Below are 11,521 nucleotides of genomic sequence, written 5' to 3' on the forward strand. Positions count from 1 at the left end.
CCCGCGGCGAGATCTTTGTCGATGGAGGCCTGGCGCAGGTCTGAGGCCTTCAGCGTCTGAGCGTGAGGGCTTCGGTCATCGACCGAAGCCCTCAATGCGCAGCGATGATGTGGACCCGCCTAGATCCCCAGCAGTTTGCGCGCGTTCGCCTTGAGCACTTTCGGCCGGATCTCGTCGCGGATGTCGATCTTGGCGAAGTCCGACAGCCAGCGGTCCGGTGTGATCACCGGCCAGTCCGAGCCGAACAGCATCTTGTCCTGCAGAATCGAGTTGATGTAGCGCACCAGGATCGGCGGGAAATATTTTGGCGACCAGCCCGAGAGGTCGATGTAGACGTTCGGCTTGTGGGTCGCGACCGACAGCGCCTCTTCCTGCCAGGGGAAGGAGGGATGGGCGAGGATGATCTTGAGGTCGGGGAAATCGGCCGCGACGTCGTCCATGTACATCGGGTTGGAATATTTCAGCCGCATGCCCATGCCGCCCGGCATGCCCGAGCCGACGCCGGTCTGGCCGGTGTGAAACAGCGCGATCGCGCCGCCATTGTTGATCTCTTCGTAGAGCGGATAGGCCATGCGGTCGTTGGCGTAGAAGCCCTGCATGGTCGGGTGGAATTTGAAGCCGCGCACGCCGTATTCCTCGATCAGCTTGCGCGCCTCGCGTGCGCCGAGCTTGCCCTTGTGCGGATCGATCGAGACGAACGGGATGAGGACGTCGAGATGCTCGGAGGCGACCTCCAGCATCTCGTAATTGTTGTAGCGGCGGAAGCCGGTCTCGCGCTCGGCATCGACAGGGAAGATCACCGCGGCGATGTTCTTGGAGCGGTAGTAGGCCGCAGTCTCCGGCACGGTCGGCGGATGCTTGTTCGGCGACTTGAAATATTCCGCCATCTGCGCCTGGAAGTCGTCATAGCCGTCGTCGGCGTGGCAGCCGCAGGGCTCCTCGGCATGGGTGTGGATGTCGATGGCGACGACATCGTCGATATTGGGCAGCTTCAGCTTCGGCATTGGTTTCCTCCCGACGGGTTGCCAAATTGATTATATGATATAACGAATTTGGCAAGGCGTCGCTAAAGGCAAAACCGCAGCCCGCAAAAGTCGTTGCTGTGCCTGGCCTCTGAGGAAGAGATCGGGCCGATCCGGCCGCTTCTACTGTGCATGGGGTTGTTTTCGCGAAATTGCTGGTTCGGAACCGGGCAGTTAACATTGACATCACCTCCCGCCATGCCTTAAGAACCGCCCCGTCCCGGGCGGTCGGTCCGCCAGCGGGAAAGATCTCATTTTGCCACATTCGCGCGTGCCGAAACGGTAGTGCCGAACACGGCCTTTCGAACGTTCAGGATTCTGCCATGAAGGTCCGTAACTCGCTGAAATCGCTGCGCGGTCGCCATCGCGCCAACCGCCTGGTCCGCCGCAAGGGCCGGGTCTATGTGATCAACAAGGTGCAGCGCCGCTTCAAGGCTCGCCAGGGCTAAGCTTGCCCTCGCGGACGCCTGTCGCGCGCCCCGCAAGACCACGGTCTCACACGAGTTTGACGCCGCCTTTGCTTTGCAAGGGCGGCTTTGCGCGTTTAGACTTTCACCATGGCAGTGAGATTCCCTTTCGCGCGCACGCTGTGCCTGGCTCTCGTTCTGGGCACCACTGGCCTTGCTCCGGCCTTTGTTGTTCCAGCCCTGGCACAGCAGATTGAACCGCCGCCCCCGCCCGGCAAGCAGAAGAAGCTGCCGGAGGCGCCGTCCAAGCTGCCCAAGGTCGACCGCAGCAAGAATCTCGATTTCCTGTTCGGCGCGCTGAAGGCGGCGCCCGACGAGGCCAGCGCCAAGCATGTCGAGGCGCGGATCTGGGCGATCTGGCTGCAGACCCCGAGCGACACCGCGGCGCTCTTGATGTCGCGGGCCAAGACCGCGGTCGACGCGCAGAAGATCGAGATCGCGATCAAGCTGCTGGATTCGGTGATCAAGCTCAGGCCCGATTACATCGAGGCCTGGAACCGGCGCGCGACGCTCTATTACATGCAGAACGATTACGGCCGCTCGCTCGCCGACATCCGCGAAGTGCTGATCCGGGAGCCCCGCCATTTCGGCGCGCTCGCCGGTCTCGGTATGATCATGCAGGAGGTCGGCGACGAGAAGCGTGCGCTCGAGGCCTACCGCAAGGCGCTCGCCGTCAATCCGCACCTCGAGAAGATCCCCGATCAGGTCAAGGCGCTGACCGAAAAGGTCGAAGGCCGCGACATCTAGCTGAGAACTCGATCTGTTCTTGAGTGAATGCGGCGCCTGCGGATTAACCACGATCGGAAGCGCGGCGTTTCGAGGCCTATTGCCGGCACCGCCACAGGCTTACCTGCATCGCAGGAGCACAGCCATGAAGCGTCTGATCTTTGCGGGTAGCTTGCTGCTCGCGTCGGGAACGATGAGTTTTGCCGACGGATTGTTCTGGGTGGTCGGCAATCGCGCCACCGGCAAATGCGACATCGTGACCAGCAATCCGGTCATCATCGGCGATATCTGGTTCGGCGACGGTCCCTACAAGTCCAGGGCCGATGCCAAGCTTGCCCGCTCGACGATCCGCGCCTGTCCCGCGCTCGCCCCCGACGACGAAAAGGCCGAGGACGGTACGAACCAGGACTAATGCAGCACGCTGCCGCCGCGTTCGGCGAGGCCGCGATCGGCAGCCGCGGCGTAGGCCTTGGCAAGCTCCGCCTCGAGATGCTCGTTGATCAGAAGCAGCGCCCGCACGGCACCGCGCAGGTCGCCGTTGCAGCTCGCGACGATCTCGTCGATCGCAGTGTCGTTCGATCTGAAGCTCATCGAAAATCCTCCGGTTCAAACCAGGACAAATCCTGCCGGTCTTTCCCGCATCCCCTGGGGCTGCGAGGAGGATCGGCGCCCACCCGCGCCTAAATGGCGGAACCGACCGTGGCGATTATATGGAAGCCGCGATGACGGTCGCATGAAGCTGGTCCAAAGCTTGCGTGTCGCAGGGCAATATCATTGATTCCATTTGTTTTTTCTGTTTGGCAATTATGGACATATCCACAGCCCCCTTAATTTCTGTGGAAGTGCCGATGTACCCGGGGCGAAACTGCCACGTGCCAAATTCGTAATTGTGAAGTGCCCTGGATCGCCCGGATTCTCTCCATGATCGTGATGTCAGTCGTGACGGCGCTGGTCCTGCTGGCGCTGGTCACGCAAGCCGGTGTTCTCGCCGTGCAGCGCGCCTTTCCGCCGCAGGGCCGCATGATCGAGGTCGACGGCGCTGTGCTTCACGTCGTCGACATCGGCCCGCGCGAGGCCGGCCCGCCGATCGTGATGCTGCATGGCGCGAGCTCCAACCTCGAAGCGATGCGGCGTCCGCTCGGCGATCTCCTCGCCCAGGACCATCGCGTCATCCTGGTCGACCGTCCCGGCCACGGCTGGAGCACGCGCGCGCAGCGGCGGGATTCGACGCCGCAGGTCCAGGCCCGGATGATCGACGAGGCGCTTCAAAAGCTCGGGATCGAGCGCGCCGTCTTCGTCGTACATTCCTGGAGCGGCGCCCTCGGCGCGCGGATCGCGCTCGATCATCCGGCCCGCGTCGCTGGCCTCGTGATGCTGGCGCCCGTCACCCATCCCTGGCGCGGCGGCGTCGGCCGCTACAACGAGATCATCGCAACGCCCATCGTTGGCCCGCTGCTCGCCTACACCATCACGCTGCCGCTCGGCTATTTCGTCACTGAGTCCGGCGCACGCAACGTGTTCTTGCCGCAAGTTATGCCGGATGGTTTCGTGCAGGACTCCGCGACGCCGCTATTGCTGCGCCCGCGCGAGTTCATCGCCAATGCCTATGATCTGGTGACGTTAAAGGAGGCGGTGACCGCGCAGGTCGCGCGCTACGGCGAGATCAAGGCGCCGGTCACGATCATCGCCGGCGAGCCCGACAAGACAGTGAAAACCAGCACCCACGCGCGCCCGTTTGCGGCATTGGTGCCGAATGCGAAGCTGATCGTGCTGCCCGATCTCGGCCACATGGTGCAGAACGCCGTGCCGGATCTGGTGAAGACGGAGATCGAGACGATGATCGGAAACATCGTCCCGGCGCAGGCGGCCGCCGATTAAAGCGCTTTCAAGCGGCGGCCGCCGTTCGCGCGCTTACTGCTTGATCTTCCCGTCCTTGTCGAATTGCGAGATGAAGGTCCAGAGATTGTTGATCTCGGTCTCGTTCTTGATGCCGGCGAACGCCATCTTGGTGCCGGGGATCTTCGCCTTGGGATCCTTGATGTACTCCTTGAAGGTCGCTTCGTCCCAGGTGATGCCGGAATTCTTGTTCGCGTCCGAATAGCTGTAGTCCGGCGCAGTTCCCGACTTGCGGCCGTTGAGGCCGTTCAGCTCGGGGCCGACCTTGTTCTTGGCGCCTTCGCCGATCGCGTGGCACGCCAGGCACTTGTTGAACGACGTCTTGCCAGCGGCGACGTCCTGCGCGATGGCACTGGACGACGCTGCGGCAGTCATGGCGAGGGCAACCAGCGCGCCGAAAGTCAGTTTTGTCATAAGGGTGCTCTTCGTCTCTTCCCGGGTCAGATGGAGGGTCGTGGTTTTGGCAGGTCCGATGCAGGTGGACAAGCCGCGAAACTTTGACAGGTTTCCTGATAGCAGACTTGCCCCAGAGAGAACTTGCGCTGCAACAAAGCAATGCGACCTTCGGAGGACCCTACCCAAAGACGGCAAGACATGATTGATTTGCCGGGACAATTCCGTCCGTCGGACCAAGGCTTCGTAATATGGCCATCATGATGCCCGCGAGCGACCAGAAAGTGCTGGCGCGCCGCGCAGAGATCGTCGCCGCCTTGCGCGCAATCGTGCCTGGCGAAGGCGTGATCGACAGTGCCGCCGAGATGCGGGCCTATGAATCCGACGGACTGACCGCCTATCGGCAGCCGCCGATGGTCGTGGTGCTGCCCGATACGACCGAGCAGGTCTCGCTCGTCCTGAAATATTGTGCCGCGCAGGGTATCAAGGTGGTACCGCGCGGCTCCGGCACCTCGCTGTCCGGCGGCGCGCTGCCGCTGGAAGACGGCGTGCTATTGGGGCTCGGCAAGTTCAAGCGCATCCGCGAGATCGATTTCGACAACCGCGTCGTCGTCACCGAGCCCGGCGTCACCAACCTCGCGATCAGCCAGGCGGTCGCGCATGCCGGCTTCTACTACGCGCCCGATCCGTCCTCGCAGATCGCCTGCTCGATCGGCGGCAATGTCGCGGAGAATTCCGGCGGGGTGCACTGCCTGAAATACGGCATGACCACCAACAACGTGCTCGGTTGCGAAATTGTCCTGATGAGCGGTGAGATCCTGCGCATCGGCGGCAAGGGGTGCGAGAACGCCGGCTACGATCTGATGGGCGTCATCACCGGCTCGGAGGGACTGCTCGGCGTCATCACCGAGATCACGGTGCGCATCCTGCAAAAGCCGGAGACGGCGCGCGCGCTGATGGTCGGCTTCGCCGAAGTCGAGGCGGCAGGCGAATGCGTCGCGCGCATCATCGGCGCCGGCATCATTCCCGGCGGCATGGAGATGATGGACAAGCCCGCGATCCACGCCGCCGAAGCCTTCGTCCATGCCGGCTATCCGCTCGACGTCGAAGCGCTGCTGATCATCGAGCTCGACGGCCCCAAGATCGAGGTCGACGAGCTAATCACGCGCGTCGAGACCATCGCAAGAGGCTGCGGCTCGGTGACGCTGCAGATCTCCAATTCGGAAGCCGAGCGCAATTTGTTCTGGGCGGGCCGCAAAGCCGCGTTTCCCGCCGTGGGCCGCATCTCGCCCGATTATCTCTGCATGGACGGCACGATCCCGCGCGGCGCGCTGCCGAAGGCGCTGGCGCGCATCCGCGAGCTCTCGGAAAAATACCAGCTCGGCTGCGCCAACGTGTTCCACGCCGGCGACGGCAATCTGCATCCGCTGATCCTCTACGATGCCAACAAGCCCGGCGAGATCGAGCGTGCCGAAGCGTTCGGTGCCGACATCCTGCGCGCCTGCGTCGAGTTCGGCGGCGTGCTCACCGGCGAGCACGGCGTCGGCATCGAGAAGCGCGATCTCATGGGCGACATGTTCACCGAGATCGACCTCAACCAGCAGCAGCGCCTGAAATGCGCCTTCGACGCGCAGGGCCTGCTCAATCCCGGAAAAGTGTTTCCGACCCTGCACCGCTGCGCCGAACTCGGCCGCATGCATGTCCATGCGGGCAAGCTGGCATTCCCGGACATCCCGCGGTTTTAGGCGCTCGCGGGAGAAGGGCCCGCGATGCTGGCCCTTCTCCCGCGAACCTCACAGCAGCCCGTACTGCGCCCGCTCGCGCTTCGCCAGCAGCGGCAACGCTTGGCCGGCGATCCAGGTCTTGAAATGCGCGCTCTCCTGGTGCGCCTTGAAGGCGGCTTCGTCGCGGAACAGCTCGTAGAACAGGAACTGGGCCGGATTGTCCCTGCCGCGCGAGATCAGGAACAGCTTGACGCCGTCCTCGCGCTGCGCCTCCGGCAGGAAGCGGTCGAGGATCCCTGCGACCTTGTCGGCCTCATCAGGCTTTGCCTCCCATTGCGCGACGACGAGCAGGCCGCCGCCGTCGACGGCGTCGCTGAGAGATTTCTGCGTGGCATAATGCTTCATGACGAGTGCCTCCATCGGTTGGTCGCGACTGCGATCGGCGCAGACTTGTAGCGACCGCCCGCCGGCTTTGGTTCGCCGATGATCGAAGTGTCGATGTCGTGAACGCTTCGATCGTGATCGAGGTGTCGATGTGGGCGTTGCGCGGGATTCCGATCGCGCCGGCGATGGTCGTTGGCGTCACGTCGCATTTGATTTTGGCGGCGAATTTCGCTACCGCCTTTTCCCGTGGATACGCTCAGGGTCAGAGACGCCAAAGACGTCGAAGAGGTGGTGCGCGCGGCGATTGCCAATGAGCAGCCGCTCGAGATCATCGGCCATGGCAGCAAGCGCAGCATTGGCCACGCCATGGCGACCAACGCCGTGCTCGACATCTCCGCGCTCAATGCCGTCACCTCCTACGAGCCCAACGAGCTGATCGTGACGCTCCAGGCCGGGGCGCCGCTCGCCGACGTGCTGTCGCTGATCGATGCCAAGAACCAGCAATTCGCGTTCGAGCCGATGAACACCGCGCCGCTGCTCGGCACGCCGGTATCAGGCACCATCGGCGGCATGATCGCGGCCGGGCTCGCCGGGCCGCGGCGCATCCGGGCGGGCGGGGCGCGCGATCACCTGCTCGGCGCGCATGCCGTTTCCGGTTTCGGCGACAGCTTCAAGACCGGCGGCAAGGTGGTGAAGAACGTCACCGGCTACGACCTCTGCAAGCTGCTCGCGGGGTCCTGGGGCACGCTGTCGGTGATGACCGAAGTGACGCTCAAGGTGATGCCCAAGCCGGAAGCAGAGCGGACGCTGCTGCTGCGTGGGTTAGATGATGCCGCCGCCAACAAGGCGATGACCGCGGCGCTCGGCTCGCCCTTTGACGTCTCGGGTGCCGCGCACCTGCCGAAATCGGCGTTTCGGGCCAGGGCCGACGGGCTTGGCGACATTGCAGGCCAGGGCGAGGCGCTGACCGCAGTGCGGCTCGAGGGCATCACCGCCTCCGCCGCCCACCGCGCCGGCTCGCTGCGTGAATTGCTGGCGCCGTTCGGAGCCGCAACCCTGGTCGAGGACGCGGCGTCGTCGGCGCTGTGGGCGACGCTGCGCGACGTGCTGCCGTTCGCGGCCGGCGGCGCGCTGGGGGACTGGCCGGTCTGGCGGGTCGTCTGCCCGCCCGCATCGGGTGCGGCGCTCGGGACGCAATTGGCGCGCGAGACCGGCGGCGACGTGATCTATGATTGGGGCGGCGGATTGATCTGGGCCGCATTGCCGCCGAAGGGTGACGCGCATGCCCCGGTCGTGCGTGCATGCGCGAATGCGGTTGGGGGGCATGCCACGCTGATCCGGGCGGCCGAGGATGTCAGGCGCGATGTCGACGTGTTCCATCCGCAGGCGCCCGGCATCGCCGCCCTGAGCGAGCGGGTGCGCGCCAGTTTCGATCCGAAGACCATTCTCAACCGGGGGCGCCTGAGCCGGAGCGCTTGCTGAATGAAGACCGAATTCTCACTCGCGCAGCTCGCCGATCCCGATCTCGCGGAAGCCGACAAGATCCTTCGCGCCTGCGTCCATTGTGGCTTCTGCACTGCAACCTGTCCGACCTATGTGCTGCTCGGCGACGAGCTCGATAGCCCCCGCGGCCGCATCTATCTGATCAAGGAGATGCTGGAGAAGGACCAGACCCCGACGGCCGAGGTGGTGAAGCATATCGACCGCTGCCTGTCGTGCCTGGCCTGCATGACGACCTGCCCCTCGGGCGTGAACTACATGCACCTCGTCGATCAGGCCCGGGTCAGGATCGAGCAGCGCTATCAGCGTCCGCTGGCCGAACGGCTGCTGCGCCAGGTTCTGGCCTTCGTCCTGCCGGACCCGCAGCGCTTCCGCATCAGCATGGTGCTGGCGCGGCTGGCCCGTCCGCTCGCCGTGTTCCTGCCGACGCCGCGGCCCTCGGCCACGCCCGGCCTGATCCAGCGCATCAAGGCGATGCTGGCGCTGGCCCCTCACCGGCTGCCGCCACCGGGGCCGCTCCCGGGCAGCGTGTTCGCAGCCCTCGGCAAGAAGCGCGGCCGGGTCGCGTTGCTGCAGGGCTGTGCCCAGCAGGTGCTGGCACCGCGCATCAACCAGGCCGCCATCAGCCTGCTCACCCGCCACGGCATCGAGGTCGTCCTGGTCAGGGACGAGCAGTGCTGCGGGGCGCTGACCCATCATCTCGGCAACGACGACGATGCATTGGCGCGGGCGCGTGCCAACGTCGCGGCGTGGAGCGCGGAGGCGGCCGGCGAGGGGCTCGACGCCATCCTGGTGACGACCTCCGGCTGCGGCACGGTCATCAAGGACTATGGCTATCTGCTGCGCGAGGACGCTGCGTTTGCCGCCGATGCGGCGAAGGTGTCCGCGCTCGCCAAGGACATCACCGAATACGTCGCCGGCCTCAGCCTCGCGACGACTGAGCGAGGCGACAACATCGTCGTCGCCTATCACTCCGCATGTTCGTTGCAGCACGGACAGAAAATCACGGGGCTTCCGAAAGAATTGCTTTCCAAGAATGGATTCGTGGTGAAAGATGTACCCGAGAGCCATTTGTGTTGCGGTTCGGCGGGGACCTACAACATTCTCCAGCCCGAGCTTGCGGGCCGGTTGCGCGATCGCAAGGTCGCCAACATCGCGAGCGTCAAGCCGGACATGATTGCCGCGGGCAATATCGGCTGCATGGTGCAGATTGCCAGTGGCACGTCAGTTCCGGTCGTACACACGATTGAGCTTCTCGATTGGGCTACGGGCGGGTCGCGGCCGGCACTGAACGCGCAAGTTTGAGCTTTCAGAGCCTGAACTTTCCTCCCGAGGTGACGACTGAAGACGCCCGATCGACCATTGTTCGGCGGCAACAGGAGGACCACGATGGCGAAAGCGAAGAAGAAGAAAAGCAAGAAGGCCAAAAAGGCCAAGAAGGCTGTAGCGGCGAAGAAGTCCGCGAAGAAGGCGACGAAGAAGAAGGCAGCCAAGAAGACCGCGAAGAAATCTGCCAAGAAATCTGCGAAGAAGGCCGCCCCGAAGAAGGCTGCCAAGAAGACGGCAAAGAAGGCGGCGGCCAAGAAGGCTGCACCGAAGAAAGCCGCGAAGAAAGCGGCACCGAAGAAGGCGAAGGCAGCTCCCGCGCCGAAGCCGTCAGCGCCGCCGGCAGCTCCGGCTCCCGAGCCTGTCGCCGAAACGAGCTGGGCGATGCCTTCGTCTTCTGCGGAACCGACGCCGGCCGAGGGGCAGAGCTAGGCTGAAGGCCGGGTCCAATCTCCCGGCCATGATCGACACCGGGAAGGCCGCAGCGGCGACGTTGCGGCCTTTTTGCATCGCCGCCTCAGAGGCGGGTGCTGCCGCTTCTTTGGGTCCGGTTGATTCGTGGCGCCGGAACCACGGAGCCGAAGGCGCCCGTACTTGCACGGCCCGCTTGTGCACTCTGGAGTGCAAATAATGTGATCGAGAAGCCACACAGGCCGACAACCTTTCCTGGAAACGCTAAAACGCCTAAAAAGTCGGCAGATGCCCGCGCTTTTTGCTTCACCGTTCGCATCCCTCGCTCCAGATTGTCGCAGTAACGCAATTTTGCAGACACGTCGCACGACCCCGGGGGGCTTCCGGGATCCGACTGGTAAGTAAGAACGGGTAGATGGGGATCGAAATGAAAAAAGTGGCTTTGTTGGCAACGGCGCTGGCAATGGTGACGACGGGTTCGGCTTTCGCGGCGGACATGGCGGTGAAGGCCAAGAAGGCCCCGCCGGTGGTTGCTTTCGATCCCTGGGATATCGCCTTCGGCGGCGCGATCATGAGCGACTACATCTTCCGCGGTATCACCCAATCGAACCACAAGCCGTCGGTCGCGGCCTATTTCGAGCCGCGCTACAACGTCACCAAGGACCTCCAGCTCTATGTCGGCGTGGCCGGTGAGAGCATTTCCTTCCCGAACCGCGCTGCGGCCGAGATCGACGTCTACGGCGGTATCCGCCCGACCTTCGGTGCGTTCGCCTTCGACATCGGCGTGTGGGGCTACCTGTATCCGGGCGGCACCTGCTACTTCGGTGGCACCGGCATCGACAACGCCGGCGTCTTCCAGGGCGCCGACTGCGCCGAGAAGGCCCTGCTCAACACCAACGTGATCAAGAAGGACCTGAGCTTCTTCGAAGTCTACGGCAAGTTCACCTACACCGTGAACGACAACTTTTCGTTCGGCCTGAACGAATACTACACCCCGAGCTATCTGAACTCGGGCGCCTGGGGCAACTACACCTCGATCGTCGGCAAGTATACCGCGCCCAGCACGGTGTTCGGTTCGAGCGGCGTCGGCATGTATGTGTCGGGTGAGTTCGGCCGTCAGTGGCTCGGCACCTCCGACAGCTTCTACGGCGTGCCGGCTTTCCCGAACGGCATCAAATATGCCGATTACAACACCTGGAACATCGGCATCGGCTTCACCTACAAGGTCATGACGCTGGATCTGCGCTACTCCGATACGGACCTGTCGAAGGGCGATTGTAACGCCTTCACCAGCGATTTCTCGGCACGCGGCAACATCACCCCGTTCAGCGGCACCTCCGTGACGCCGATCAATCCGACCGGTGTCGGCTCCAACTGGTGCGGCGCGGCCGGCATCGCCAAGCTGTCGTTCGACCTGACGGCGATGACCAACCTGAAGTAAGTTTCCTTCCAGGACTACTCACGAGGGCGGCAGAGCGATCTGCCGCCCTTTTGCTTTGGGGTGTGTCGTATCGTCTGTGAGAGCGATCGGCCCGCATGGTTCGAGACGCGCCGGAAGGCGGCGCGCCTCACCATAAGGGTCTGATACCTGGCCGCTAGAGCATGATGTTTTTACACGGAAACATAGCCTGAGTTTTTGAAGTAGTTGGTGCACTCCTGCTCGGAGAAGAGA

General features: G+C 63.7%; 13 protein-coding genes. 9 read left to right on the forward strand and 4 right to left on the reverse strand.

Annotation, left to right across the window (positions count from 1 at the left end):
* Nucleotides 1-119: 119 nt before the first annotated feature.
* Complete coding sequence (locus tag JQ592_RS29265) at nt 120-1,004, reverse strand: amidohydrolase family protein (protein ID WP_211406242.1); 885 nt, start codon at nt 1,002-1,004, stop codon at nt 120-122.
* A gap of 341 nt (nt 1,005-1,345) precedes the next feature.
* Between JQ592_RS29265 and ykgO the strand changes: the two genes are divergently transcribed.
* The 3 genes from ykgO (at nt 1,346) to JQ592_RS29280 (ending at nt 2,627) form a co-directional block, all read left to right on the forward strand.
* A complete protein-coding gene (gene ykgO / locus JQ592_RS29270) occupies nt 1,346-1,471 on the forward strand; it encodes a type B 50S ribosomal protein L36 (RefSeq protein WP_006611362.1) in 126 nt (41 codons plus the stop codon).
* A 108-nt stretch (nt 1,472-1,579) separates the two neighbouring features.
* Complete coding sequence (locus JQ592_RS29275; RefSeq protein ID WP_211406243.1) at nt 1,580-2,236, forward strand: tetratricopeptide repeat protein; 657 nt, start codon at nt 1,580-1,582, stop codon at nt 2,234-2,236.
* Between the two features lie 124 nt (nt 2,237-2,360).
* Nucleotides 2,361-2,627: a hypothetical protein gene (locus tag JQ592_RS29280; RefSeq protein WP_211406244.1), complete on the forward strand. Its 267-nt coding sequence runs from the start codon at nt 2,361-2,363 to the stop codon at nt 2,625-2,627.
* On the opposite strand, the gene JQ592_RS29285 is transcribed toward JQ592_RS29280, so the two are convergent.
* Complete coding sequence (locus JQ592_RS29285; protein ID WP_018648440.1) at nt 2,624-2,806, reverse strand: hypothetical protein; 183 nt, start codon at nt 2,804-2,806, stop codon at nt 2,624-2,626. The two genes, JQ592_RS29280 and JQ592_RS29285, sit on opposite strands and share 4 nt — an antisense overlap.
* A 330-nt stretch (nt 2,807-3,136) precedes the next feature.
* On the opposite strand from JQ592_RS29285, the gene JQ592_RS29290 reads away from it, so the two are divergent.
* The gene (locus JQ592_RS29290) at nt 3,137-4,093 is read left to right on the forward strand and encodes an alpha/beta fold hydrolase (RefSeq protein WP_211406245.1); all 957 of its coding nucleotides are present in this window, start codon (nt 3,137-3,139) and stop codon (nt 4,091-4,093) included.
* 33 nt (nt 4,094-4,126) lie between these two features.
* Here JQ592_RS29290 and cycA read toward each other — a convergent pair whose 3' ends face one another.
* Entirely contained in the window at nt 4,127-4,525 is a 399-nt protein-coding gene (gene cycA, locus JQ592_RS29295; protein WP_211406246.1) for a cytochrome c-550 CycA, read from the reverse strand.
* Between the two features lie 230 nt (nt 4,526-4,755).
* Here cycA and JQ592_RS29300 point away from each other — a divergent pair, with 230 nt between their 5' ends.
* Complete coding sequence (locus JQ592_RS29300; RefSeq protein WP_211406247.1) at nt 4,756-6,249, forward strand: FAD-linked oxidase C-terminal domain-containing protein; 1,494 nt, start codon at nt 4,756-4,758, stop codon at nt 6,247-6,249.
* Nucleotides 6,250-6,297: 48 nt separating this feature from the next.
* Here the strand turns inward: JQ592_RS29300 and JQ592_RS29305 are convergent, their stop codons facing one another.
* A complete protein-coding gene (locus tag JQ592_RS29305; RefSeq protein ID WP_211406248.1) occupies nt 6,298-6,633 on the reverse strand; it encodes a putative quinol monooxygenase in 336 nt (111 codons plus the stop codon).
* Nucleotides 6,634-6,858: 225 nt separating this feature from the next.
* Here JQ592_RS29305 and JQ592_RS29310 point away from each other — a divergent pair, with 225 nt between their 5' ends.
* The 4 genes from JQ592_RS29310 (at nt 6,859) to JQ592_RS29325 (ending at nt 11,290) form a co-directional block, all read left to right on the forward strand.
* Nucleotides 6,859-8,094 (forward strand): FAD-binding protein, encoded by a 1,236-nt coding sequence (locus tag JQ592_RS29310; protein WP_211406249.1) that lies wholly within the window; start codon nt 6,859-6,861, stop codon nt 8,092-8,094.
* The gene (gene glcF, locus JQ592_RS29315; protein ID WP_211406250.1) at nt 8,095-9,417 is read left to right on the forward strand and encodes a glycolate oxidase subunit GlcF; all 1,323 of its coding nucleotides are present in this window, start codon (nt 8,095-8,097) and stop codon (nt 9,415-9,417) included.
* Between the two features lie 84 nt (nt 9,418-9,501).
* Nucleotides 9,502-9,870 carry a histone gene (locus JQ592_RS29320; RefSeq protein ID WP_246820745.1) on the forward strand — a complete coding sequence of 123 codons (369 nt, stop codon included), beginning with the start codon at nt 9,502-9,504 and terminating at the stop codon, nt 9,868-9,870.
* 406 nt (nt 9,871-10,276) lie between these two features.
* Complete coding sequence (locus JQ592_RS29325) at nt 10,277-11,290, forward strand: TorF family putative porin (RefSeq protein ID WP_211406252.1); 1,014 nt, start codon at nt 10,277-10,279, stop codon at nt 11,288-11,290.
* Nucleotides 11,291-11,521: the final 231 nt, after the last annotated feature.

It is taken from the genome of Bradyrhizobium iriomotense (genome assembly GCF_018129405.1).
Classification (GTDB): Bacteria; Pseudomonadota; Alphaproteobacteria; order Rhizobiales; family Xanthobacteraceae; genus Bradyrhizobium; species Bradyrhizobium iriomotense_B.